19 protein-coding genes and 1 pseudogene are annotated in these 25,841 nt (G+C 64.8%); 15 read left to right on the top strand and 5 right to left on the bottom strand.

Translation table 11 applies throughout. From position 1 onward, the window contains the following. Positions 1–78: 78 nt before the first annotated feature. The gene (locus LRX75_RS22460; protein ID WP_420851253.1) at positions 79–1,512 is read left to right on the top strand and encodes an FAD/NAD(P)-binding protein; all 1,434 of its coding nucleotides are present in this window, start codon (positions 79–81) and stop codon (positions 1,510–1,512) included. On the opposite strand, the gene LRX75_RS23485 is transcribed toward LRX75_RS22460, so the two are convergent. Both LRX75_RS23485 and LRX75_RS23480 read right to left on the bottom strand, forming a co-directional pair. After that, positions 1,446–2,462 (bottom strand): type IIL restriction-modification enzyme MmeI, encoded by a 1,017-nt coding sequence (locus LRX75_RS23485; protein ID WP_420851254.1) that lies wholly within the window; start codon positions 2,460–2,462, stop codon positions 1,446–1,448. The two genes, LRX75_RS22460 and LRX75_RS23485, sit on opposite strands and share 67 nt — an antisense overlap. A 411-nt stretch (positions 2,463–2,873) precedes the next feature. Further along, positions 2,874–4,820, bottom strand: a pseudogene (locus LRX75_RS23480) (DNA methyltransferase); the annotation flags it as partial. 268 nt (positions 4,821–5,088) lie between these two features. On the opposite strand from LRX75_RS23480, the gene LRX75_RS22445 reads away from it, so the two are divergent. The 7 genes from LRX75_RS22445 (at position 5,089) to LRX75_RS22415 (ending at position 10,778) form a co-directional block, all read left to right on the top strand. After that, positions 5,089–6,615 (top strand): aldehyde dehydrogenase (NADP(+)), encoded by a 1,527-nt coding sequence (locus LRX75_RS22445; protein ID WP_231816807.1) that lies wholly within the window; start codon positions 5,089–5,091, stop codon positions 6,613–6,615. A 154-nt stretch (positions 6,616–6,769) separates the two neighbouring features. Further along, positions 6,770–7,528, top strand: coding sequence for a sulfite exporter TauE/SafE family protein (locus LRX75_RS22440; protein ID WP_231816825.1), 759 nt, complete (start codon positions 6,770–6,772; stop codon positions 7,526–7,528). A gap of 65 nt (positions 7,529–7,593) precedes the next feature. Beyond that, positions 7,594–8,202 (top strand): DedA family protein, encoded by a 609-nt coding sequence (locus tag LRX75_RS22435; RefSeq protein ID WP_113152686.1) that lies wholly within the window; start codon positions 7,594–7,596, stop codon positions 8,200–8,202. A 183-nt stretch (positions 8,203–8,385) separates the two neighbouring features. Beyond that, positions 8,386–8,928 (top strand): sigma-70 family RNA polymerase sigma factor, encoded by a 543-nt coding sequence (locus tag LRX75_RS22430; RefSeq protein ID WP_231816806.1) that lies wholly within the window; start codon positions 8,386–8,388, stop codon positions 8,926–8,928. Further along, entirely contained in the window at positions 8,925–9,644 is a 720-nt protein-coding gene (locus tag LRX75_RS22425; RefSeq protein ID WP_231816805.1) for an anti-sigma factor, read from the top strand. The genes LRX75_RS22430 and LRX75_RS22425 overlap by 4 nt, the downstream gene beginning before the upstream one ends. Before the next feature lie 159 nt (positions 9,645–9,803). Continuing rightward, positions 9,804–10,361 (top strand): fasciclin domain-containing protein, encoded by a 558-nt coding sequence (locus LRX75_RS22420; RefSeq protein ID WP_231816804.1) that lies wholly within the window; start codon positions 9,804–9,806, stop codon positions 10,359–10,361. 270 nt (positions 10,362–10,631) lie between these two features. After that, the gene (locus LRX75_RS22415) at positions 10,632–10,778 is read left to right on the top strand and encodes a DUF1127 domain-containing protein (RefSeq protein ID WP_092934545.1); all 147 of its coding nucleotides are present in this window, start codon (positions 10,632–10,634) and stop codon (positions 10,776–10,778) included. Between the two features lie 261 nt (positions 10,779–11,039). On the opposite strand, the gene LRX75_RS22410 is transcribed toward LRX75_RS22415, so the two are convergent. Beyond that, complete coding sequence (locus LRX75_RS22410) at positions 11,040–12,371, bottom strand: dicarboxylate/amino acid:cation symporter (RefSeq protein ID WP_269456306.1); 1,332 nt, start codon at positions 12,369–12,371, stop codon at positions 11,040–11,042. A 212-nt stretch (positions 12,372–12,583) separates the two neighbouring features. Here LRX75_RS22410 and LRX75_RS22405 point away from each other — a divergent pair, with 212 nt between their 5' ends. The 3 genes from LRX75_RS22405 to LRX75_RS22395 all read left to right on the top strand — a co-directional run bounded on the left by LRX75_RS22405 (position 12,584) and on the right by LRX75_RS22395 (position 18,783). After that, on the top strand, positions 12,584–14,434 hold the full coding sequence (locus LRX75_RS22405) for a sensor histidine kinase (protein WP_420851252.1): 1,851 nt from the start codon (positions 12,584–12,586) through the stop codon (positions 14,432–14,434). After that, positions 14,431–15,786, top strand: coding sequence for a sigma-54-dependent transcriptional regulator (locus tag LRX75_RS22400; protein WP_231816803.1), 1,356 nt, complete (start codon positions 14,431–14,433; stop codon positions 15,784–15,786). Before LRX75_RS22405 ends, LRX75_RS22400 begins: the two co-directional genes overlap by 4 nt. Before the next feature lie 303 nt (positions 15,787–16,089). Then, entirely contained in the window at positions 16,090–18,783 is a 2,694-nt protein-coding gene (locus tag LRX75_RS22395) for a bifunctional diguanylate cyclase/phosphodiesterase (protein WP_338110349.1), read from the top strand. A 188-nt stretch (positions 18,784–18,971) separates the two neighbouring features. Here the strand turns inward: LRX75_RS22395 and LRX75_RS22390 are convergent, their stop codons facing one another. Further along, positions 18,972–20,681, bottom strand: coding sequence for a methyl-accepting chemotaxis protein (locus LRX75_RS22390; protein ID WP_231816801.1), 1,710 nt, complete (start codon positions 20,679–20,681; stop codon positions 18,972–18,974). Positions 20,682–20,996: 315 nt separating this feature from the next. On the opposite strand from LRX75_RS22390, the gene LRX75_RS22385 reads away from it, so the two are divergent. Continuing rightward, on the top strand, positions 20,997–21,401 hold the full coding sequence (locus LRX75_RS22385; protein WP_113152693.1) for a DUF4112 domain-containing protein: 405 nt from the start codon (positions 20,997–20,999) through the stop codon (positions 21,399–21,401). Positions 21,402–21,514: 113 nt separating this feature from the next. Next, a complete protein-coding gene (locus tag LRX75_RS22380) occupies positions 21,515–21,721 on the top strand; it encodes a hypothetical protein (protein WP_113152694.1) in 207 nt (68 codons plus the stop codon). Between the two features lie 126 nt (positions 21,722–21,847). Here the strand turns inward: LRX75_RS22380 and LRX75_RS22375 are convergent, their stop codons facing one another. Continuing rightward, complete coding sequence (locus LRX75_RS22375) at positions 21,848–22,039, bottom strand: hypothetical protein (protein ID WP_231816800.1); 192 nt, start codon at positions 22,037–22,039, stop codon at positions 21,848–21,850. A gap of 236 nt (positions 22,040–22,275) precedes the next feature. Here LRX75_RS22375 and LRX75_RS22370 point away from each other — a divergent pair, with 236 nt between their 5' ends. Further along, the gene (locus tag LRX75_RS22370; protein WP_231816799.1) at positions 22,276–23,640 is read left to right on the top strand and encodes a TadE/TadG family type IV pilus assembly protein; all 1,365 of its coding nucleotides are present in this window, start codon (positions 22,276–22,278) and stop codon (positions 23,638–23,640) included. 173 nt (positions 23,641–23,813) lie between these two features. Further along, complete coding sequence (locus LRX75_RS22365) at positions 23,814–25,673, top strand: DEAD/DEAH box helicase (protein ID WP_113152696.1); 1,860 nt, start codon at positions 23,814–23,816, stop codon at positions 25,671–25,673. Positions 25,674–25,841 lie beyond the last annotated feature (168 nt).

Here is a 25,841-nt window from a genome sequence, read left to right as displayed (position 1 = left end):
TGTTGCGGTCGTCGGGCGTTCCGGTTTGCTGCCGGGGTGCTCCACGAGGCCGCGCCGAAGACAGACGGAGGGTTGCTCTTGGATTATGATGTTGCGGTCGTCGGCTCGGGGTTTTCGGCCATCGCGGTCAGCGTTCATCTGTTGCGGTCGTTGCCGGCCTCGGCCACCATCGCGGTCGTCGGCGACGACCCGGCCTTTGGCCGGGGGACCGCCTATCGCACCGAGTTCCATCTTCACCGGTTGAACGTGCCCGCAGGGCGCATGAGCCTTTTCCCGGACGAGCCGGATCATTTCCTCGACTGGCTGGAGCGGCAGGGGCGCGGCATCTCGCGAGACGAGTTCGCCTCGCGCGGCGATTACGGGCTGTATCTTCGCGACACGCTCGCCTCGCTCCTGAGGGATCGCCATGCGCGCGCCAGGCTCGATTTCATCCGGGCGAAGGCGACCGGATGCGTCCGCTCGCAGGACGACGGGCTGCTCTTTCAACTCGCAGACGGCGAAAGCCTGCATGCGCGGGCCGTGGCCCTGTGTCTCGGTGTCGGCACGGCGGACCTGCCGCTTCGGGAGGAGCGGATCGCCGAGACCGCGCGGCGGCGGCTGGTGCGCAATCCGTGGCGGCTGAAGTGGCTTTCGAAGGTGAAGCCGGATGATACGATCTGTATCCTCGGCTCGGGCCTGACGATGATCGATCAGGTGCTGACGCTGCGGGCGCGGGGGCATCGCGGGGTGATCCACGTTCTCTCGCGGCGCGGGCTGGTGCCGCATGCCCACGCGCATCACCATGGCACCGCCGTGCTGCCGGACCTTCCCGGAGACCCTCTGACGATCAGCGGCATCCTGAAGGCGCTGCGCGCCCAGGTTCGGGCCGGCGCGGAATGGCGCTCGGTGATGGATGGCCTGCGGCCGCGAACGCAGGCGCTGTGGCAGCGGCTTTCCCCGCCCGAGCGGTCCCGCTTCCTGCGGCATGCCCTGGCCTGGTGGAACATCCATCGCCACCGCGTCGCGCCCCCCGTGTTCGAGCAGTTCGAGGCGCTGCGTCGCGATGGCTCCGTGACGGTTCATGCCGGGTTTCTGCGCGACATCGGCTTCGACGGAAACCGGCCGTGTCTTGCCTATCGGCCACGCGGTTTACGGGACGTGGTGTCCCTGCCGGTCGACTGGGTGGTGAACTGCACCGGAATGGAGCGCGCCGGCATCGGGCATTCGCCCCTGCTGGTCGAAATGGCGGATCAGGGGATCATCGTCCCCGACCGGCTGGGGCTCGGCTTGCGGGTCGATGAGATGTCGCGCGCGATCGGTGCCGGGGGCGGTGCCCGCGCGGGCCTCTTTGCCGTGGGTGCGCTGACGGCTGGGCAGTTCTGGGAAATCACGGCGGTGCCGGATATCCGCGTCCAGGCACAGACGGTTGCCGGCGCCATCATCGCGGATACCGCGCTGGTCAAAGCTCAGGCCGCGCGGCGGAAGGCGAACGTTCTTCCCATGTCCGAGGTGGAGACCAGCCCCATCCGGTAGAGGGATGCGAGCACGCTGGCGACGGCCGGGCGGATACGCTGTCCCTGGCGGAACCGTCCTGCAATGTCGGCCGCATCGACGGCATCGCCGCTGGCAATCAAGGCGTCGATGACGAGCGCGGTCTGCGCGGCGTCGTCGCGGGCGGGGAAGGCCGGAAGGCCTGCTGCCGCGGCAATACCTTGGGGAAGGCCGAGATCGGCCTCGATCTGTTGCGCCTTTTCGGTCTCGGAGCCGAAGCGCTCGATCTGGTAGTCCGGGCGGACCCAGCGAACGATTCCACGCTTTTCTTCACGGGCACGCTCCCTATTCAAGGCCACGAGGTGGGCCAGCATGTCGGCCTGGGACAGGTCTGCCGGCCAGCCATAGGCGGCGGCCACGGCCATATCCAGCTCGTCGTGCAGCTCCCTCAGGATCAGAACGAGACCGTCCTCGAAGATCCGGCGTCCCCTCGGCGCCAACCGGTCCGGGTGGGTGCCGGACATGATGAGGTCGAGCACGTTGTAGAGGCCGGTCAAGGTCAGGTGCGGATGGTCCGCGAGCACGCGCTTGCGGTGCGCGTCGAGCGCTTCGCTGACAAGGCCGATCGCGTGCCGGTGCGTGTTCGACAGTGTTGGAAACGGGAAGGGATCGAAGCAGCGGGATTTCGAATATCGGGGCCTGTCTTCGAGCGTGCCACCCTGTGCCGCCGCCCACATCGCGTGCCAGCGGGACGAGAGGATGCCGAGGAACGCAGCGTCGTCCGTGGCGATGACGACCAGCATGTTGTCGGGCAAGATATCCGCATCGAGAAACTGGAAGGCACGGTGCTTTGCCGTCTCGACCGTGGCGATGTAGCGGGAGAGGCCCGCGAGAGCCGGGCGAAGCTCCCGGCGCGGTTCGCCGAAGATCCACCAGTTGTCGCGGTAGGTCGCACGGTTGTTGCGGTCCCGCTCCGGCTTCACCGTCAGCATCAGATGCTGGTAGAGTTCGGGATAGAGCGTGCGCACCTCGTCTTGCGTTCGTCCGAGGAGATCGATGGCCATGACCTCGCGCGGCCGGCTCGTCAGATCGCGGCCGTTGCGATAGGCCCGGATGTGCGTGTCGAGACCGGCGTGCCTGCCACGTCCGAGATGCTCCGCCTCTTTCCGACTGACGATGAAGCCCGCTCCATGAAGTTTGACGCCGGGCGAGCAGATCCCGATATTCGCCTTCAGGCCACCCGCGGCGGTCACATCGGCGCCGATGGTCAGGTCCGCGTTAATCCTGCCGGACGTCTCGCGAAACAGGATCATCGGCGTATCGGTCGCCACGCCCTCTTCCGACACGACCTCCATCAGCCGCCCGTCCAGCTTGCCGGCTTCCGCGACGGTCATGGCGATCCGCACCGCGGCGCTGTCACGCGTCACCTTCGTCCAGGGATGGTCGGGGATCGCCATGACCAGCGAGACCGGCGATTTGGCCGTGAGGTAGCGCTCCATGACGCGGCGCTGGAAGACCTGGCTGATCGAATTGGTCGTGACGAAGCCGAAGCGCTTGAGGCGGCTGCCTTTGCGGGCCAGAAGCTCGGCCGACCTGTCCCACCAGTACATGACGAAATCGGCGCTCTCGTTCATGTGCGGATGTGCGGCCCACAGGGCCTGTGCATAGGTGTCGCCCATGCGGTTGCGCAGATCCTTGCCGCCGATGAAGGGCGGGTTGCCGACGATGTAGTCGGCGTCCGGCCAGTCCGGCGGACGAGGATCGTCTAGCGACACGAGAACCGCATCCATGCAGCGGATATTGTGGAACGCCTTGAGAATCGGCTCGGAAGGGACGCCCCCATTGTTGCGAAAGTGCAGTTGCAGATGGCCGATCCAGAGCACGAGTTCTGCAATGGCCGCAGCGCGGGGGTTGACCTCAAGGCCGAGGAACTGGTGGGGATCGACGGTGTGGCTCTCCAGCCCGTGCAGGGCTTCCTGTCCGCCGAGATCGTTCAGGGCTTCCAGCACGTCGCTTTCCAGCGTTTTCATCAGCTCCAGCGAGACATAGAGAAAGTTGGCGGTGCCGCAGGCGGGATCGAGGATGCGCAGGTTGCAGAGCCGATCGTGGAAAGCCTGGACACTGGCGATTGCCTGCTTCTCCCGGCCTTCGGTCTTCTGCCGGTCGGCGGTTGCCCGGATGCCGGCCCACTCCAGCCGCAAGGGATCGATGACGGTCGCGATGACCAGCCGCTCCACATAGGCACGCGGCGTGTAATGCGCGCCGAGGCGGCGACGGTCGGTCGGGTCGAGCGCCTGTTCCAGGAAGGTGCCGAAAATGGCGGGCTCGACATCCTTCCAGTCGTGGTTTGCCGCGGCAGCGAGTTCGCCGATCTCCTCGCGCCGGAGGGACAGCGCACGGCGGTTGCGGAAGAACTCGCCGTTGAACCGTCGCACCGGGTGGCGGATGGTGGCGGAGAAGCCGCCTTCGTCCATCGCGCGCCAGAGTTCTTCCATCATGCCGGGAAAGATCTCCGGTCGGTCGGCGCAGTCTTTCAGTAGGAGCTTGAAGCTGTTGCGTGGCAGAAGGTCCACGTCCTCGGCGAACATGGTGAACAGCACGCGCATCAGGAACATCGCGACCTCTTCCGTCGGATGGCCCGCCTTCTCCAGCGCCTGAGAGACCTTCGCGATCCGGGTGGCGATCTCACGGGTGACCTTGGCGGCGTGACGGGCGGGATCGAGCGATAGCGGATCGGACCAGATGGCGACGAGGCGCTTGCGGACAGCCTCGTCGCGCAGGTCTTCGAGGTAGATGCGGTAGGCGCGTCGGTCCGGGAAGATGTCGTAGGCCTTCCCGTCGCGACGAAAGTTCGCATAGATTTCGATGCAGTGGCCGACATCGCAGACGAGGAGGAAGGGCGGGGGATCATGATCGGGCGGCAACAGGCGTACGTAATCCTCGGCCTGCGCGCGCGCATTGCGCATCAGCACGTCTCAGGCGCGACCGGCTCCGCGCCGGCCGCGGGTCTGCGGCTCCATGCCGGGGAAGGCCAGCATGTTTTCCGTGGAGCCCGCCGTGCCGCGCAGGCTCTTGTCGCCGAAGATCCGGCTTTGCTTGGCCTCCAGCACGAAGCAATCGCGTTTGTAGAGGTCGATCCGGCGGCGCGTGGGTGCGCCTTCGCGGTTAGGCTCGCGCACGACGCGCTCGAAGACGTAGTCGTTGGCTTCCGTGCTGGTGGCGGCCGGCTGGGCATGGGGCAGGCCGAGGAGATCGCAAAGTTCGGTGAGGAACAGGGCGTAATTGGCGCGCTCCTGCCCACCTTCCTGTCCCTGCCACCGACGAATGAACGTTTCAACTGCTGACTGCACGCTCGTCCCCCTTGCATGCGTCTATTTCTGGGAGACTCCTGACGCAGATGCAAGTCTAAATTACATTTCAACCTGATACTCGTTTTACGTGCTGTCGCTGGCTTATGGCAAAAGCCGAAATCCCGAGGTGCGGTGCGGTAATCCGGCTCTTGCGGTTTAAATCGCCGGCGTCACACCCTATACAAACCTCCACACGCTGCGGTGCGACATGCCCCGAGGCGAACGGTGGCATCGGATGCCGCCTCATGACAGGACCAAGGAGACGAGCATGACCCTCACAGGCGAACTTCTGATCGGTGCAACGGCGCGGCGCGGGCAGGGCGGTGCGATCACGGGCTACGACGCCGCAACGGGTGAGGCGTTGCCCACGGTCTTTTCGGGCGCGACGGCTGCCGATGTCGAGGAAGCCGCGGCGCTGGCCTGGGCGGCGTTCGGCGCCTATCGGGAGACGGCGCTCGAAGTCCGCGCGGCGTTTCTCGAAACCATCGCCCAGAACATTCTCGACATCGGCGACAGCCTGATCGAGCGCGCCATGGCCGAATCCGGCCTGCCGCGCGGTCGACTGGAAGGCGAGCGGGGGCGGACGGTCGGTCAGCTGAGGCTGTTTGCCGCCGAGGTGCGGGCCGGCGATTTCCAGAGCCTGCGTTTCGACGCGCCGGACCCGGAGCGCAAGCCTGCGCCGAAGCCGGACCTGCGCCTGCGCAACATCGCGCTCGGCCCCGTCGCCGTGTTCGGCGCGTCCAACTTTCCGCTGGCCTTCTCGGTTGCCGGCGGCGATACGGCCTCGGCCCTTGCCGCCGGCTGCCCGGTGATCGTCAAGGCGCATTCCGCCCATCCGGGCACGTCGGAACTCGTCGGTCGCGCCGTGCAGAAGGCGGTTGCCGATTGCGGCCTGCCGGCGGGCACGTTCTCGATGCTGTTCGATGAGGACCGGGCCATCGGCCAGGAGCTGGTGGCCGATCACCGGATCCGCGCCGTCGGCTTCACCGGCTCGCGTGCCGGCGGCACGGCGCTGATGAAGATCGCGGCGGAACGCACCGTGCCGATCCCGGTCTATGCCGAGATGAGCTCGATCAACCCGGTCATCCTCTTCGACCATGCGCTGGCCAATCGCGGTGCCGCGATCGGCAAGGCCTTTGCCGGCTCGCTGACGCTCGGCGCCGGCCAGTTCTGCACCAATCCGGGCTTGATCCTCGCCATCGACGGGCCCGGGCTCGATGCCTTCATCGCGGCAGCCGGCGAGGCGCTCAGCGCCATGCCCGCGCAGACCATGCTGACGAGCGGCATCTGCAAGGCCTATCTCGCAGGCGTCGCGCGCCTGTCGGGCCATGCCGAGGTGAAGACGCTGGCGCAAGGGCTGGAGGGCGCTGCGACGCAGGGCCGAGCCGCCTTGTTCGAGACGAGCGCCAAAGCCTTCCTCGCGCATCACGATCTGCAGGACGAGGTCTTCGGTGCGGCCGGGCTCATTATCCGCTGCGCGGATGCGGCGGAACGCGAAGCGGTCCTCGACGCGATGGAAGGCCAGCTGACGGCGGCGATCCATATCGACGCGGCGGATCACGACGCGGCCCGCACGCTTCTGCCGAAGCTCGAACTCCTGGCCGGGCGCCTGCTCGTCAACGGGTTCGGCACCGGCGTCGAAGTGTCCCCGGCCATGGTCCATGGCGGACCTTATCCGGCGACGTCGGACGGTCGCACGACATCTGTCGGCACGCTGGCGATCTATCGCTTCCTGCGTCCGGTCAGCTATCAGGACATGCCGCAGGCACTTCTGCCGGAAGCCCTCGTCCGCTAAGCTTCGCCTGATCCTCGGGCTGCCCATGCAGGCAGCTTTCGACTTGACGACATGCCGCCGATCCTGAACAGATCGGCGGATGCGCCGCAGTCTCCGGAGGAGCCTCGATTGCGGCATCCTCTCGCGCCAAGGCGGCGTCCGCGCCGGCAATTCCATGATCGAACATACGCCGCTGGTGATCGCCATCGCCGTCGTCGCCGCCTTTCTGGTCGGCCTGTCCAAGGGCGGGCTGCCGATGGTCGGCACCATTTCCGTGCCGCTGCTGGCGCTCGTCATCTCGCCGGTGACGGCGGCGGCGCTGCTGCTGCCGATCTATGTCGCGAGCGACATGGTCGGGCTCTATCTCTACCGCAGGGATTTTTCGCGCCGGAACCTCGCCATCCTCACGCCGGCGGCCCTCTTCGGCGTCTTTCTCGGCTGGCTGTTCAGCGCGCATCTGTCGTCCGTGGTCATCGGCGCGCTGGTGGGGCTCGTCGGCGTGCTCTTCTGCTTCAACATCTGGTTCGGCGCGCGCTACCGGAAGGCCGCCCGCGAGGCCGACGTGCCGGGCGGTCTCTTCTGGGGAACGCTGACGGGACTGACGAGCTTCGTCTCCCATTCCGGCGCGCCGCCCTATCAGATGTATGTGCTGCCGCAGCGGCTGGAGAAGATGACGTTCGCGGGGACCTCCACCATCCTCTTCGCCATCGTGAACGTCGCGAAGATCCTGCCGTACTGGCAGCTGCAGCAGTTCTCCAACTACGATACGTCTCTGGTCCTCTGGCTCGCGCCGGCCGCGATTATCGGCACGGTCGCCGGACGGCGGCTGACGCTTGTCATTCCCGATGGCCTGTTCTTCAAGATCGTGCAGTTCACGTTGATGATACTGTCGATCAAGCTTATTGCCGATTACGTGATGACGCTCTTGCCGTGAGCCTCTTCCTTTCGCGCCGCAGCAACTTAAGTTCGGGGCTTGCGTGACACCCCGTTCGAGGACCCATGGAAAATATCGTCGAAAGCCTGATGCAGATGTTCGGCCCGTGGGGCATCGCGCTTCTGATGTTCCTGGAACATATTTTTCCGCCGATCCCATCGGAACTCATCATGCCACTCGCCGGCTATCGCGCCTCGCAGGGTGACATGTCGATCGTGACCGTCATCGTCGCGGGCAGCATCGGCTCGCTGCTCGGGGTCATGCCGTGGTACTATGCCGGGCGAAAGCTCGGCGAAGCGCGGATGAAGCGGTTGGCGGCCAAGCATGGGCGCTGGCTGACGCTGACGGAAGCGGACGTGGACGCAGCAAGCCGGCGATTTCGCGAGAAGGGGGCGACGGCCATCCTCGTCGGCCGGCTCATTCCGACGATCCGCACGCTGATCTCGGTGCCGGCCGGCATCGCCCGCATGCCGCTCTCCACCTTCACCGTCTTTTCGCTCATCGGAACCGTGGCCTGGACCTCCGGGCTGGCGCTTGCCGGCTATCTTCTCGGTCAGGCGTATGATGTCGTCTCGACCTATGTCGATCCGGTCTCCACCGGCATCTTCGTCCTGATCGTTCTGTTTTACGGCTACCGCGTCGCGACCTTCAAGCCGCAACCGAGCGATGCCTAGTCGCCGTTTTCGGCTTGTGGCGATGTGATCGATCCTCGGCCGGAAATGCTCTGCTATGTCACTGGACAGTGAAATAAAGCGCTATATCTTGCGCTTCAGTGTGGAGGAGCGGCCTTATGGCGGCTTCTCGTTCGAAGGCGTTCCGTCCACCGCGGCGCCGTCTCCCGTGAGAAAGGCGGCTTCGTGCCCAGTCTTGATATCGCCGGATTGATTTCGAAGGTCGCCCTGGGCGATCGGGCAGCGCTGGCCTCGCTTTATTCCGCCGTTTCCCCGAAACTCTTTGCCATCTGCCTGCGTATCCTCAAGGATCGGGCGGATGCCGAGGATGCTCTTCAGGATGTCTTCGTCAAGATCTGGCAGCGTGCCGACCGGTATGCCGCGACGGGCGTGAACCCGAACGGCTGGCTTGCGGCGATTGCGCGTAACCAGGCGATCGACATGATCCGGGCGCGCCGGCCGGCAGCCGACACGATCGGCGACGAGGGGCTCGATATTGCCGACGGCAGTCCCGATCCCGAGGCGGTATCGATCGGCCTCGGCGAGGGACGGCGGATCGACCGCTGCATGGGGGAACTGGCCCCGGAGCGAGCCGACGCTGTCCGGAACGCCTATGTGGAGGGACTGAGTTACCAGGAACTGGCGGAGCGCTACAGCGTACCGCTGAACACGATGCGAACCTGGCTGCGCCGCAGCCTCCTGAAACTGAAAGAGTGCCTGGAGCGATGACCGAGGTGGATGACAGCGACGGAGACCGCTCCCGCGACGAGGTGCTTGCCGCCGAGTATGCCGTGGGCGTGCTGTCCCTCGCCGACCGGAAGCGGCTGCAGGCCCGGATCGAACGCGAACCGGCTTTCGCCCTGCTCGTCGCGCGGTGGGAGGATCGCCTCAGCCCTCTGGAGCCGGACGGCGAGGAGATACCGCCCCGCACCGTCTATCCCAAGATCGAGGCGCGCCTGTTCGGCCCGCCGATGACTGCCGCTGCCGCGCGCGGCGGCTGGTGGCATTCCGTGGCGCTGTGGCGGGGCGTTGCCTTTGCCTCGCTGGCTGCGCTCGTCGCCATGGCTGGCGTACAGCAGGGACTGTTCGGACCCGCGACCCGGCCTGAACCGCTTGTCGCGTCGATGACGGGCGAGGGATCGCCGCTGGCGCTGCTTGCCTCTTACGATGCCTCGAGCGGACGGATCGCCGTGACGCCGGTTGCCGCCGATGCCGGGCAGCCGCGCGCGCTGCAGCTGTGGCTGGTCCCGGGCGGCGATGCGGCGCCGGTGCCGCTCGGCGTGTTGCCGCAGGACGGTCGCGGTGTGATCGAGGTTCCCGCAGCGCTGCGGGCGACGCTCGGCGACGGCATGACGCTTGCCGTCAGCGTCGAGCCGCCCGGCGGATCGCCGACCGGCCTGCCGACCGGGCCCGTCATCGCGGCCGGCCAGGCGCGCCACCCCTGAGCGACATCTGCCGATCGGTGTAACGTTTTTTCGGCCGGGGCTCTCGCCGGCCGAAACTCTTTCCGCGACGGGCTCGTCTCCTGTCCGTCACCCGAGACGTGACGCCCCGAAAGGCGCGACCGCGCCGGGCCGAGAACCGAACAGGAAGAGGAACCACCCATGTTGACGTCCGCACTCCGTACCATCGCCCTTGCGACACTCGTTTCCGCCACCGCCGTATCCGCCTATGCCGCCAATCCGAAGGTCGGCGGCGCCGCCATGTTCGAAGACAAGAACATCGTCGAAAACGCCGTCAACTCCAAGGACCACACGACGCTGGTTGCCGCCGTCAAGGCGGCCGGTCTGGTTGAGACCCTGCAGGGCAAGGGCCCGTTCACGGTCTTTGCACCCACGAACGAAGCCTTCGAAGCGCTGCCGAAGGGCACCGTGGACACGCTGCTGAAGCCCGAGAACAAGGCCCAGCTGACCAAGGTCCTGACCTGCCACGTTGTCGCTGCCGATGCGATGTCGACCGCGATCGCCAAGATGATCAAGGATGACGGCGGCGAGCATGATGTGAAGACCGTCGGCGGCTGTGTGCTGAAGGCCAAGGAAATGGGCGGCAAGATCACGCTCACCGACGAGACCGGCGGCGTGGCGCATGTCACCATCGCCGACGTGAAGCAGTCGAACGGCGTCATTCACGTCATCGACAAGGTTCTCCTGCCGAAGATGTAAGCCTCAGCCTATCGTGAGGTGATGAGCCGGTCGTTCCGAAAGGGGTGGCCGGCTTTTCCTATGGTCGCTGCCATGTGTTCCTGACGGAGCGAACCGATTGAAGAGCGGAGAGCCGTGTGGCTGACGCATGGGTGGCCTGAGGGCTTCGCGCTGGTTGGTCGCGGTGCGGCGGCGTATAAGACGGTCATCGAACAGCAACGAGGTCTGGCACACGGAAACATCGACACGATGTCTCGGCAAACCCCTCGAAGACCTTGGAAAGGGAACATCATGAACGTAGCACGCTCTTTCAGCACGTGGCGCAAGTACCGTCAGACGGTCAACGAACTCGGCCGCATGACGACCCGCGAACTCAACGACCTCGGCATTGCCCGCAGCGACATCCGCACCGTCGCCCGTTCGGCCGCCGCTCTCTGATCCGACATCGACTGACCGCCGCCGGCCTCTGCCGGACGGCCCCACCAAACGCCCGCGCTGTGTCGCGGGCGTTTCGCGTTTCGCGGGGGCGGCTAAGGGTGCGTGCCGGTCGCGCCGGGATGGACAATCTTGGACATCTCGGCCGCACCAACGAAAACCCCCGCGCGTGGCGGGGGCTGTCGGCCTTGGGAGGCACCCCGCGGGCGATGCCGGGGGGAGGGTGGCACCGGAAGCCGAGAGGCATCCGGTGCAATGCGACGGTTATTCCGCGGCCTGGAGGGCGGGAACCGGCTCGACCAGCGGCGGGGCATTGCCCGCGAGAGCCGCGGCAAGCTGGTCCTTGTCGAGTTCGTTTTCCCAACGGGCGACGACGACGGTCGCGACCGCGTTGCCGATGAAGTTGGTGAGCGCGCGGCATTCCGACATGAAGCGGTCGATGCCGAGGATCAGCGCCATGCCGGCGACGGGAACCGAGGGAACGACCGAGAGCGTGGCGGCCAGCGTGATGAAGCCGGCGCCGGTGATGCCGGCCGCACCCTTGGACGACAGCATGGCCACGAGCAGCAGCAGGATCTGGTCGCCATAGCCGAGCGGCGTATCGGTCGCCTGGGCGATAAACAGGGCAGCCAGCGTCATGTAGATGTTGGTGCCGTCGAGGTTGAACGAGTAGCCCGTGGGGATGACGAGGCCGACGACCGAGCGCTTGCAGCCCGCACGCTCCATCTTCGCCATCAGGCCGGGAAGGGCTGCTTCCGAAGACGAGGTGCCGAGGACGAGCAGCAGCTCTTCCTTAAGGTAGCGGATCAGCGCCACAATCGAGAAGCCGTTGTAGCGGGCGACGGCGCCAAGCACGACGAAGACGAAGATCGCGGCCGTCAGGTAGAAGGTGCCGATGAGGAAGGCGAGGTTGGCGATCGAGCCGATGCCGTATTTGCCGATGGTGAAGGCCATGGCGCCAAACGCACCGATCGGGGCCGCCTTCATGAGGATGGCGACGAGGCGGAACATGGGCGCGGTCACGGCATTCAGGAAGTCCGTCACGGGGCGACCCTTGTCGCCGACCATACCGAGCGCGATCCCGAACAGCACGGAGAAGAACAGGACCTGCAGGATGTCGCCATCGGCAAAGGCACCGACGATGGTCTGCGGGATGATGTTCATCAGGAAGCCGACGATGCTCGCCTCATGCGCCTTCGTCGTATAGGTCTCGACGGCCGTCGCATCCAGCGACGCGGCGCTGATGTGCATGCCCGCGCCCGGCTGGACGATGTTGGCGACGACGAGGCCGACGGCCAGCGCCAGCGTCGAGAAGGTCAGGAAGTACAGCATGGCCTTGCCGGCGACGCGGCCAACCTTCTTCAGGTCCGACATGCCAGCGATGCCGGTGGTGACCGTGAGGAAGATCACCGGTGCGATGATCATCTTCACCAGCTTGATGAAGGCGTCGCCGAGCGGCTTCAGCTGGGTTCCGAGCTGGGGGTAGAAGTGACCCAGCAGGATACCCGCGATGATCGCGGTCAGGACCTGGAAATAGAGATGCCGGTAGAAGGGCAGCTTCGACTGAGGTGCCATCGGTTCGGGTATCGCATGCATGTCGTTCCTCCTTGTGTCCCCCGCCAACTGGCTCTCCCGGGACTGTTCTTACGCAAGCAGGTGGTCTGCAAAGGACGTGCCAGTTTTCACTCGCATGTTAGGCTATTGATTTCTCTCACGAAGAATCCATGGGTGGTGGATCATCGCGTGCATTCATGCGGATTTCCGCACGGCGACATTTGCGGTTTGTCCGAATTTATGCACAATAGGATATGCACCAACCGCTCCCGATCCATCCGGCATCCCCGCCGCGCGACCGCATTCTCCCCTGGCTCGTCCTCGGCGCGTTTGTTCTTGCCGGCCTGGCGGTGGCGATGGCGGCGGGCTCCTATCTCGGACGGGGGGATGCGCTCCGGACGTTGGAAGCACAGGCCCGCACGGACACCAGCCTGAAGGTCGCGCATCTCAGAGCCGTCCTGGAGCGACCGCGCGCCCTGCCGATGCTGCTGGCCCGGGACCGTCAGCTTGCCGATACGCTCGAGCGGCCCGATCCGGACCGCAGTCTCAGCCTCGACCGCAAGCTGGAGGAGATCGTTACCGATACGAATGCGGCCGTCATCTATGTCATCGGGCGGGACGGGATCGCGATCGCGTCGAGCAACTGGCAGGAGCCGACGAGTTTCGTCGGCAACGACTATACGTTCCGCGAATATTTCACCAAGGCAATGGCGGCGGGAATGGCCGAGCATTTCGCGCTCGGATCGGTCAGCAAGCGGCCGGGTCTCTATATCTCGCAGCGGATCGAGGGGGCGTCCGGCCCTCTCGGCGTCGTCGTCGCCAAGATGGAATTCGACCAGATCGAGACCGACTGGCGTATGGCGGGGCGCCCCACCTTCGTGACCGACCAGAATGGCGTCGTGCTGATCACCAGCATTCCCTCCTGGCGGTTCATGGCGATGACGCCGCTCGCTCCCGACAGTCTCGACGCGATCCGCACCAGCCTGCAGTTTGGCGATGCGCCGCTGACACCGGTGCCGATCACGGTTGTCGAACCGATGTCGGCGGGGGTCGAGCGGGTCGGCGCCGTCATGCCGGGGGAGAGCCAGCGGGATTTCCTGCGTCTCGCGGTCGCCGTGCCCTCGACGGGCTGGAGCCTCGATTATCTTGTGGAGACCGATGCCGCCGTCGCGGCGTCGGTTCAGAGCAAGCGCCTGCAGGGCCTTGCGATCGTCCTGCCGCTGGCCGCGCTGGCGGCCTTTCTGCTGGCCCGTCGCCAGCAGGCTATCGGCCGGCTGACGCGGGAACTGGCCGCGCGCGAGGAGCTGGAGCGGCGGGTGCGCGAGCGCACGGAAGCCCTGACATCGGCGCGCGACCGGCTGGAAGACGAGATCGCCGGGCACCGGGCAACGGAAACCAAGCTTCAGGGCGTTCAGCAGGAACTCGTCCATGCCAACCGGCTTGCCATTCTCGGTCAGGTGGCCGCCGGCGTCGCGCACGAGATCAACCAGCCGCTCGCCACCATCCGCGCCTATGCCGACAATGCCCGCGTGTTTCTCACGCGCGCGCAGCCGGGCCCGGTCGACGAGAATCTGGAGAGCATCGCCGCCCTGACCGACCGGATCGGCAGCATCACCGACGAACTGAAGACGTTTTCCCGCAAGGGCCGGGCGCCGGCCGGGCCGGTGTCCGTCCGCGCCATGGTGGAGAGCGCCGTCATGCTGCTGAAAAGCCGGTTCGCCGGGCGGCTCGATGCGCTGCAGATCGATCTGCCGGATGCGGATCTCCGGGTGCTGGGGGATCGCGTGCGGCTGGAGCAGGTGTTGATCAATCTGCTGCAGAACGCGCTGGAGGCCTTGTCCGGCCGGGCGGAGGCGCGGGTGGATGTCGAGGTCGAGGCGGAGGGCGACGATGTCCGCCTGCATGTGCGGGACAATGGTCCGGGCATCGCGCCGGACATAATGGGCGCGCTCTTCACCCCGTTCAATACCTCCAAGGAGCGCGGCCTCGGGCTCGGGCTCGTGATCTCGCGGGATATTCTCGCCGATTACGGCGGGCGCATCGCCGTCGAGAGTTCGGATCGGGGCGCGCATTTCACCATTCACCTCAAAAGGGCGCCGGCATGAGCGAGGGCCACGTTCTCCTGGTCGATGACGACCGCGATCTCCTGAAGGCGACTCGGCAGACGCTGGAGCTCGGCGGTTTCACCGTCACTGCCGTTTCCTCCGCGCTGGAGGCGCTCGCCCTCATCGACCCGCGCTTTCCCGGCGTCGTCGTCACCGATATCCGCATGCCGCTGATCGACGGTCTGGAACTGTTCGACCGCATCCGTCGCATCGATGCAGATATCCCCGTCATTCTCATGACCGGGCATGGCGATATTCCGATGGCGGTGAAGGCGATCCGGGACGGCGCCTATGATTTTCTGCCGAAGCCGTTTCCGACCGACCGGCTGGTGCAGGGTGTGATGCATGCGGGCGAAAAGCGCCGGCTGGTGCTGGAGAACCGGGCACTGCGCGATGCCGCCGAGGAGGCGCGGGACGGCGGACTGCTGATCGGTCAGACGCCCGCCATGGAACGGCTGCGCGAGACGATCCGGCAGATTGCGGACACCGATGTGGACGTGCTGATGACAGGCGAGACCGGCAGCGGCAAGGAGGTCGTCGCGACCCTGCTGCACCGCTGGAGCCGGCGCGCCAAGGGGCATTTCGTGGCACTGAACTGTGGTGCGCTGCCGGAGCAGGTGATCGAGAGCGAGCTTTTCGGGCACGAGCCGGGTGCCTTCACCGGCGCGCAGAAGAAGCGCGTGGGCCGGATCGAGCATTCGAGCGGGGGCACGCTGTTTCTCGACGAGATCGAAAGCATGGCGCCGGCGACGCAGGTGCAGATGCTGCGCGTGCTGGAAATGCGCGAGGTGACGCCGCTCGGCACCAACGAGGTGCGCCCGGTCGATCTGCGCGTCGTGGCGGCGACCAAGGTGGACCTTGGCGATCCCCGCTCTCGCGCCGATTTTCGCGAGGATCTCTATTACCGTCTGAACGTGGTCACCCTGTCGATCCCGCCCCTGCGGGAGCGTCGCGACGATATTCCGCTGTTGTTCTCCACCTTTGCCGCCCGCGCCGCATCGCGGTTCAAGCGGGACGTGCCGGATATGACCGATGCCGTGCGTCGGCACCTCGCAGAGCACGACTGGCCCGGCAATGTGCGCGAGCTGACCCATTTCGCCGAGCGGACGGTTCTGGGCTTTTCGCCGGAGGGGGCGTCCGCCGGCGAGCCGGAGGTGCGGGACGCGGGCGCGGGGACGCTGCCGCAGCGCATGGACCGGATCGAGGCGGAGATCCTGAGGACGGCTCTTCGCGAGGCCGAGGGGGACGTGCAGCGGACGATCGATGCGCTCGGCATTCCGCGCAAGACCTTTTACGACAAGCTTCAGCGGTACGGGATCGTACGGAGCGACTTCGCGCGCAAGGAGCGATGACTCTTTCACCCCAGAAATGGGACGCATTAATGCGGCTTGAAGGATTCCGGAGATAGGATGGGCCGGGATGCCTGTCGGAGCGCCGTTCCCACGGTTCCGGTCAGCGTCCCTGCAGCTTTTCCACCCAGTCAGCCGTTCGGATGCCTGTCGATCTACAATTCCGACCCACGCACCTTCGTCGGTTGCGGCGGTTCGCCATGAGGCGTGCCCATGCTCAGAGTTCTTTCGTGCATCACTACGGAGCATGATCTGCGTCTCGTTGTGTTTGCCGGCTTTCTGTGTCTCGTTTCCTGCGCTGCGGCCATGATGCTTCTGCAGCGCGCCCATCGTGCGCGTGGCTATGTGCGGTGGATCTGGCTCGTCAGCGCGGGGACCTCCGGCGGCTTCGGAATCTGGGCGACGCATTTCGTCGCGATGCTTGCCTACGAGGCGTCGCTGGTTCTCGGTTACGAGCCGTCGCGGACCTTGCTGTCGCTGGCGATCTCGGTGACCACGACCTTCCTTGCCGTCGCGGTTGCCTCGTCGCTGACCGGTCGTCTGGCCTTCATCATGGCCGGTCTTCTCTTCGGTCTCGGCGTCTCCACGATGCACTTCGTCGGCATGACGGCCATCGAGTTTCCCGGCGAAATCCATTGGGATGCGACCCTCGTGTGGAGCGCCATCCTTCTCGCCGTGGTGTTTTCGGTTCCGGGATTCTCGTCCGTGAGCCCCGGACGGCGCAGCCCGAAGCGTCTGGCCTCGGCGGCCACGCTGCTGACGCTCGGCATCGTGTCCATGCATTTCACCTCGATGGGTGGCGTGACCATGACGCCGGTGGCCGATTCTCCGCTCCCGTCGAACCTGCTGTCGCCGGCGCTCATGGTCATCGTCATCGCCACGACCGCGTTGTCGCTGCTCTTTTCCGTGCTCGCGGCCGCTCTTTTCGCCAGCCGGTCCGAGACCGCGACCGTGGCCATGAACACGCGGTTCCGGCATCTCGTCCAGGGCGTCAGCGACTATGCGATCTACCTGCTCGATCCCTCCGGGCGGGTGACGAACTGGAACGTCGGCGCGCAGCGCATGAAGGGCTATGCCGACGGCGAGATCGTCGGCAAGAATTTTGCGGTCTTCTATTCCGAGGACGAGCGTCTGACCGGCGCGCCGGAACAGGCTCTGCACACGGCGCTTGCCAGCGGCAAGTTCGAGACGGAGGGATGGCGGTATCGCAAGAACGGGACGGCGTTCTGGGCCTCCGTCGTGATCGACCCGATCTATGACGAGCACAATGACCATATCGGCTTTGCCAAGATCACGCGCGACTGCACCGAGGCCAAGGACAGTGCGGCCCGCCTCATGGATGTCACCAACAACCTCTCCATCGCTCTCAACACGATGGGGCACGGGATCGCGCTCTTCGACGCGAACGAGCTGCTGATCCTGCACAACGAACTTTTCCGAGAGATCATCGAGTTCCCTCCCTCGCTCGACATCGTCGGGAGAAGCTTTCATTCGCTCTGCTACGAGCGCTTCAAGACCGACCAGACCGGATCGCATGACGCTGATGGGCTGTACGCAGTGCATCGCGCGCTCTTTACGGCGCCGGGCGGCGGCGAGATCTCGCGTGAGGTAGCGAACGGGCGGACGATCCGCACGATGCACCGGCCGACGGGGGATGGGTCCTTCGTCATGACGCTCGAAGATATCACCGCGCGTGTGGATGCCGAGGAGAAGATTAGGCATCTTGCCCGGCACGATGCCCTGACAGGTCTTGCCAACCGCCACCAGTTCGGCGAGCGGCTCGACGCGGCGATCGAGAATGTCAGCGGCGGCGAAAAGGTTGCCGCTATCTGCATCGACCTCGACGACTTCAAGGAAATCAACGACCGCTACGGCCATGCGATGGGCGACAAGGTGCTCTACGCGCTTGCGACCCGCATGCAGAAGCTGATGGGCGAGAACGAGGCCGTCGGACGCTTCGGCGGGGACGAGTTCGTCGCCTTCAAGCGGTTCGTGCACGAGAGGGATCTCGAGGAGTTCATCAGCCGCCTCTTCCGGGCGCTGACGGAACGCATCGCCATTGACGAGACGGAGATCCTGCCCGGCGCCAGCATCGGCGTGTCGGTCTATCCCTCCGACGCCACGGACAGCGAGAAGCTGCTCAACAATGCCGATATGGCGATGTATCGCTCGAAGGCGCAGCCGGAACAGCGCATCAGCTTCTACGAGGCCGCCATGGACGAGGCAGCGCGCGAACGTCGCGCCATGGGCCGCGATCTCGGTGTCGCGCTCGAGGAGAAGCAGTTCTTCCTCGTCTATCAGGTGCAGAAGGCGGCGCGGACGCGGGAGACGACCGGATACGAAGTGCTGCTGCGCTGGCGCCATCCGCAGCGCGGGCTGATTTCACCGGGAACCTTCATTCCGATCGCGGAAGAGTGCGGTCTCATCTCCACCATCGGCGACTGGGTGCTCGAAGAAGCCTGCCGCGAAGCCGTCGCCTGGGGTCTCGGTCACAAGATCGCGGTCAATCTGTCGCCGCTGCAGCTCGGGGATGTCTCGCTCGTGGACAAGGTCCGCTCCGTGCTGCTGCGGACGGGACTTCCGCCGTCGCGGCTGGAGCTGGAGGTTACGGAAAGCGCCATTATCGGCGACAAGGGCAGGGCGCTCCATATCCTCCGCCAGATCCGCGCGATGGGCGTGATGATCGCGATCGACGATTTCGGAACGGGATATTCCTCGCTGGAGACGCTTCGGGCGTTTCCGTTCGACAAGATCAAGCTCGACCGGAGCTTCGTCAACGAGCTCGACGGGCGACAGTCGAAGGCCTTCATCCGGGCCATCGTCGCGCTCGGCAAGAGCCTCAACGTGACGATCCTGGCCGAAGGCGCGGAGACGGAAGATCAGCTTCAGGTGCTGGTTTCGGAGGGCTGCGACGAGGTGCAGGGCTTCCTGTTCGGCCGTCCATGCCCGATCGATTCGCTTCAGGATCCCGGACTCGACCTCCCGGCGCTGACGGCCTGAGACCGGTCGCGTCGAGGATCTCGGCGTCTCATGGCAGGGGATGGCGAGGTGTCCAACTGGCGGGGGAGGGCGCGCCCGGTGCTCAAGCGCATCGCGTCGTCAATGGCATGCGATGGATACGCCTGAGGCCCGGTGCTGCGACCGGGCCTTTCCTGTCGAACCATTGGAGAGGCTTTTGGCCTCGACGCTCAGGCGGTCCTGCGGAGGGCCGGCGTCTCGATGTGGCGTGCAGGTTTGTTGGTCGCGGGCTCGCGGACGGTGCTGCGGTTCAGCTGGAAGCGGCAGACGAGATCGGCAAGCGTGGCTGCGCCCTGCGCCAGCGTGTGGCTGAGCTCCGTGGTGCGGGCGACCATGGTCGCGTTCCGCTGCGTCATGCTGTCGAGGCTGTTGACCGAGGCACTGATATCCCCGAGACCCGTTGTCTGCTCGGATGCTGCGGCCGCGATGGCGTCGATGTTCTCGTTGATGGAGGCGACGAAGACCTCGATCTCCGTCAGGGCCCGTCCGGTATCGCCGACGAGGCGGACGCCTTCCACGACTTCCCGCGATGCGTTCGAAATCAGATCCTTGATTTCCTTTGCCGCACGCGCCGAGCGCTGGGCGAGTTCGCGCACTTCCTGGGCGACCACGGCGAAGCCGCGACCGGCGTCTCCGGCCCGGGCCGCCTCGACGCCGGCGTTCAATGCCAGAAGATTGGTCTGGAACGCGATTTCATCGATGACGCCGATGATGTGCCCGATGGAGGACGACGCGGTTTCGATGCGCTGCATGGCGGCGACCGTGTCGCCGACGACGGTCACGGAGTGGCCCGCCTGCTCCTTGGCCTGCTTGACGAGATTGCGCGTATCCCGCACGCGCTCGTTCGACTGGCGCACTGTGATGGTGATCTGCTCCAGCGCGGAGGATGTCTCTTCCAGAGCGGCGGCCTGCTCGCGCGCTTGCTGGGCGAGAACATCGGACGCCTCGCGCATCGTGTGGCTGTGATCGTTGAGGTTTTCCGTCTGGCCGAGAACATCGACCAGCGTTTGCTGGAAGCCGCCGATCGACAGGTTGAAGTCGTGGCGCAACTGCTCGAACTCGCGCGTGAACGGGCGGTCGAGCGTCTGGCTGATATTGGCCTGTGCGAGGCGCCCGAGACCGGCACCCAACGCCTCGATGGCTCGCACCCGTTCGGTCATGTCGGTCGCGAATTTCACGACCTTCATCACCCGGCCGCTTTCATCCAGGATCGGGTTGTATGTCGCCTGGATATGGACACGTCGTCCGCCTTTGCCGAGACGGAGGAACTGGTCGGTGACGAATGCGCCGCCGGCGAGCTGCTCCCAGAATGTTCGGTAGGCGGCGGACTGGACGTAGGCGGGCTCGCAGAACATCGCGTGGTGCTGCCCGACGATCTCCTCCAGCCGGTAGCCGAGAACGGACAGGAAATTCTCGTTCGCCGAGACGATGCGACCATCCGGCGTGAACTCGATCACGGCCTGCGCGCGGGACAAGGCCTCGAGCTTGCCATTGTCGCTCAGGCTCTTGATCTTCGACGCGGTGATATCGGTTGCGAACTTCACGACCTTGACCGGTCGCTTGCCCTTGAAGACGGGATTGTAGGATGCTTCGATCCAGACCTCGCGTCCACCCTTGCCCAGACGCTTGTACTGCGCCTGCTGGAACCTGCCCTTGGCAAGCTCCTGCCAGAAGGCCGCATAGGCCGGTGAGCGTGCCTCTTCGGGCACCACGAACATGCTGTGATGACGCCCCACGATCTCGCTGGCGTCGTAGCCGACCGCCTGGCAGAAATTGGCGTTTGCACGAAGGATCTTTCCCGTGAGGTCGAATTCGATAATCGCTTGCGATTGATCGAGCGCTTGCAGGATGGCACCGTCGGATGAAGAAAGAAGAGACATGCGGCCGGTTCGCTTTTTTAGATGAAGATCATATTATTCCCCAAAATAGGGTGCCATATGTAAATTATTCTTAAAGTACTGCCGGTTCCGGATGCTCTGGAAAAAGAATTCCACAGTTGCGAGACTTTGGTTTTTCTTTGCATCGTCAGGTATTTACGAATGCGCCGGGTAGGCATCCTAAGTTGCGGCCGGGGGTGTTCCCTCTCCGGTCGCGATGTTGCCGCGTGCGTTCTGCGAAAGTGTTCTTGCCGCGTCTTGTTTCAGACGGACATGCACTCCACTTGTAAAGTAACACTAACACAGGAGTGGCGTTTGATGGCGACAGCATATGCAGCCGATTTTGCCGAGGCGGCCGGCGACCTTGGCCGTATCGAGCAATTGCGGCGGTTGCGCCGGCTCGCCAAGCTTGCCCGCATCATGGATACGGCTGTCGGCATTCCGGGAACGCGGTTTCGCTTCGGCGCCGACGCGCTGCTCGGGCTCGTGCCCGTGTTCGGTGACGCGACCGGCGCGATCATCGGTCTCGTCATCGTCAACGAGGGCCGCAGGCTCGGCCTTCCCAAGCGGAAGATCGCCCGCATGCTCTACAATCTCGGCGTGGATGCGACGATCGGTGCGGTGCCCCTGGTGGGCGATGCGTTCGACGTCTATTTCAAGGCGCACAAGAGAAACATCCGCGTGATACTGGATCATTTTGCGCTGACCGAAAACGATCTCTGACGGATCGAGGTATTTCGGGCCATCTGCACTTAGAGACACATTGCGAACAAAAAATGGAACCAGTTTCCATCTGGTTCCATTCCGAGGAGTCTGAAAAAATAGGAGAAGAGATCATGTCAATGCAAAAGCCGGCCACTGCGGTTGCCGAACCGAGCGTCGTGACGGCCCGGGAAGCGCTGGAGCCGCTGTTCGTCAAGCTGGAAGTGGAAGCCGATGCGCGCCTGATCCATGCTGCCGTTCGTGCAGGCTGGACGGCCGAGGAAGCTGTTGCAGCGATCGACGACCTTCGCCGGCAGGACGTGGCCCCCTCCCGTCATTGAGGGTTCTGCTTCGACCGATCAGGGCGGGACGTTCGTTCGGCTCTTGATGTCAAAAAGGCCGGGTGCGATCCCCGGCCTTTGTCGTTCGACGCACAGCCCGGTCGACGCCGGGCATAATGATCTGTCTCAGTGCTGGGTATCCGACTGCGGATCGGAATAGTCCCAGTTCTTGCGGGCGAACTGGACGGCTGCAGCCTCTGCGCTTTCCTTGGTGTTGAAGCGCTCCGCAAGCACATGGCTTCTGTTGCGGCACTGGAGCAGGCATGTACCGCTTCTGAAGTCGTATTGCACTCTCAGATGATCAGACGTTTCCATCATCATTCCTCCCTAGGCTTCGGCGACTCCTCATCGCATGTATAGATGTAAGGCAAGGCGCTGCAGGCGCAAGCAAACTTAACCGTAAAACCCTTCACGGTTTCATGATCCGGACTCTGATCGCTATATAAGTGTAAGCTTTCCGATTTCGTTTACTGCCCTGCTTCACCCTAAATTCAAGGTAGGCGCGTAGCATGTGCCGGTGCGCCGAGAGACGTGGCGCGGGTAGGACCGTCATCATGTTCCAGCGTTTTCTCGTCGATCGTTCCGGCAATCTTGCCATTATCGGGGCTCTGGCCCTTATGCCGCTTCTGGGCACGGCCGGACTGGCGCTCGACGTAACGCATGCGATCAAGGTCCGGACACGGCTGCAATGGGCGGCGGATGCCGCGGTGGTCGGCTCCATCACCGACAAGTCGGCCGGCGTGGCCCAGGCCATGGCCATGGCGGGGGACGGTTCCGTCAGCGTCAGCGAGAGCGAAGCGCGCAGTATCTTCGCCGCGCAGATGGCGACCGGCACGACAGTCGCTCAGCCGGGCAAGGCAGCGCAGTCCGATCCGAACGATCTCGAGGAGACGGCGCGAACCTTCACGGTCAGCGTCGTGAAGACCGGCCGCGACATCAACGTGTCGGCGACGTTTTCCACGCTCGTGCCGACCACATTTATGAAAATCTTCGGCAAGGACAGCATCAAGGTGGACGGCATCGCGAAGGCGACCTTCCAGTCGAATTCCTTCATGGATTTCTATATGCTGCTCGACAACACGCCGTCGATGGGTGTCGGCGCCACGCCTGCGGACGTGGACAAGCTGATCGCTGCAACGAAGAACCAGGCGGATTCCGGATCGCGCGATTGCGCCTTCGCCTGTCATATCGTTTCGGAAAACGGCGTCGCCGACAAGAAAAGCAATTACTTCGTGGCGCGCAAGGTCGGCGCCACCATCCGCATCGATGTCGTCGCGCAGGCCGTGGCGGCGCTGATGAAGGGAGCGGAGAAAACGGAGACCTATCCGAACCAGTATCGCATGGCGGCCTATACGTTCGGGCAGAAGGCGGAGGACGCCAACCTCTACGAGGTCTCCAAGCTCACAGACGACCTGAAGGACATCCAGACGAAGGTGGACACCATCTCGCTGATGAGCATACCGTTTCAGGGGTACAACAACGACCAGATTACCAGCTTCGACAAGGCGCTGACGCGGATGAACAGCGAGATCACGCCCCCGGGTGACGGGTCTAGCCCCGCCAAGGCGGAGAAGGTGGTCTATTTTGTCGCGGATGGCGTCGGTGACAGCTACAAGCCGACCGGTTGCACGAAGAAGGTGACCGGCGGCCGCTGCCAGGAGCCGATCGACGTCAGCTATTGCAAGACGATCAAGGATCGCGGCATCAAGATCGCCGTGCTGTATACGACCTACCTGCCGTTGCCCAAGAACGGCTGGTACAATACCTGGATCAAGCCGTTCCAGCCGGAAATCGGCACCAGAATGCAGGCCTGCGCGTCGCCGGGGCTCTATTTCGAGGTCAGTCCCTCTCAGGGCATCGAATCGGCGATGAAGGCGCTTTTCGTCAAGATCATCCGCAGTCCGCGCCTGACTAGCTGAGCCGGGTCTCCCGCGGGAACAGCCGGCCGACCCGTCTTGCGGGGCTCCCCTGTACATTTGCTGTCAGAGGGATTAAGAGATCGCCATGGTATGGGCCGCAGCGTGCGGTCCTCAAGGCATGTGCGCATTACTTCGTGCACGCTGCACGGTTCGAACTTCCGAGAGACAGACATATGACAGAATTCGCAGGGGTCGTTCCGGCGATCGCCGAGGCGTTGACAAAACGCGGCTATTCCACCCTGACGCCGGTCCAGACCGCCGTCATCGAAGCGGAAATGTCGGGTCGCGACGCGCTCGTCTCCGCCCAGACCGGCTCCGGCAAGACCGTCGCCTTCGGGCTTGCGCTCGCCTCGACGCTGCTGGATGGCGCGGATCGCTTCGGCCCGGCGAGCAAGCCGCTGGCCGTGGCCGTCGCGCCCACCCGCGAGCTGGCGCTGCAGGTTCAGCGCGAGCTCGAATGGCTCTACGAGATGACGGGCGCCGTGATCGCCGCTTCGGTCGGCGGCATGGACATCCGCACGGAGCGCCGCGCGCTCGATCGTGGCGCGCACATCGTCGTGGGCACGCCCGGTCGTCTGTGCGACCATGTTCGCCGGGGTGCGCTCGATCTCTCGGCCTGCCGGGCCATCGTGCTCGACGAAGCCGACGAGATGCTCGATCTCGGCTTCCGCGAAGACCTCGAATTCCTGCTGGAGACGGCACCCGCCGATCGCCGGACGCTGATGTTCTCGGCCACCGTGCCGAAATCCATTGCGACGCTCGCCAAGAACTACCAGCGCGACGCGCTGCGGATCTCGACGCAGGCCGAGGCGAAGCAGCATCTCGACATCGACTATCGCGCGCTCGTCGTCGTTCCCTCCGATCGGGAAAACGCGATCATCAACGTGCTGCGCTACTACGAGGCGAAGAACGCCCTGGTGTTCTGCTCCACCCGTGCCGCCGTCAATCATCTGACGGCGCGGTTCAACAATCGCGGCTTCTCGGTCGTGGCCCTGTCGGGCGAGCTCAGCCAGAGCGAGCGGACGCATGCGCTGCAGGCCATGCGCGACGGGCGCGCCCGCGTCTGCATCGCGACCGACGTCGCGGCCCGCGGTATCGACCTTCCCAATCTCGAACTCGTCATCCACGCCGACCTGCCGACCAACCCGGAAACCCTGCTGCACCGCAGTGGCCGTACCGGCCGGGCAGGGCGCAAGGGCGTCAGCGCGATCATCGTCACCTCGAATGCCCGCCGCAAGGCCGAGCGCCTGCTGCGCGACGCGCGCATCGAGGCCGTCTGGGCCAAGCCCCCGTCGGCCGACGAGGTCTCGCAGAAGGACGACGAACGCATTCTTTCCGACGCCGCGCTCAACGATCCGATCCGCGAGGACGAAGCCGCTTTCGTCCAGCAGGTCCTTTCCGGCTTCAGCGCCGAACAGGTCGCCGCCGCCTTCGTGCGGCTGGCGCGTGCCGGCCGTTCCGCCCCGGAAGACATCATCGACACGCCTGCGTTCCAGCCGTCCGGCCAGGCCGCGGGCGACCGCGGTCCGCGGCCGGAACGGTCCGAACCGCGTGCACCGCGCGGCGACTTCGGCGATGCCGTCTGGTTCTCCATCTCTGCCGGTCGCAAGCAGAATGTCGAGCCCCGCTGGCTGATCCCGATGCTCTGCCGCATCGGCCGCATCACCAAGCAGGAAATCGGCGCCATCAAGATGATGCCGGAGAATACGTTCGTGGAGATCGCGCGCGAGTTTTCCGACAGCTTCGTCGAGGCGCTGGGGCCGAAGCGCATGCTTGAGAAGGGCATTTCCGTGACCCAGCTCGACGGCGCGCCGGATCTGTCCGCTGCACCGCGCAAGCCCTTCGTCCGCAAGGATAACGCCGCGCCGTCCGACAGCAAGCCTCGCTGGAAGGATGGCGAAAGCGCCGACCGCCCGGACAGCAAGCCCTGGGCGAAGAAGGCGGCCAAGCCCGGCTTTTCAAAGTCCGGTCCGAAGCCGACGGACGATGGCGGCAAGCCCGCCAAGAAGCCTTTCAAGAAAAAGGCCTACTGATCATGAAAAGGGCTCCGGCGAAGATCGCCGGAGCCCTTTTTTTTAACAAAAGAAAACCTCCGCCTATGGCGGAGGATTGGAAGAGTTCTACGCGGTATGAAAGAAACCACCGGGCTTGGATCACGAAGTGATCGAAGACCGGAGGTTATAATGGACGATAACCATCTA

The organism is Rhizobium quercicola (assembly GCF_021168455.1).
Lineage (GTDB): Bacteria > Pseudomonadota > Alphaproteobacteria > Rhizobiales > Rhizobiaceae > Ferranicluibacter > Ferranicluibacter quercicola.
This window is presented reverse-complemented; position numbering and strand designations above follow the sequence as displayed.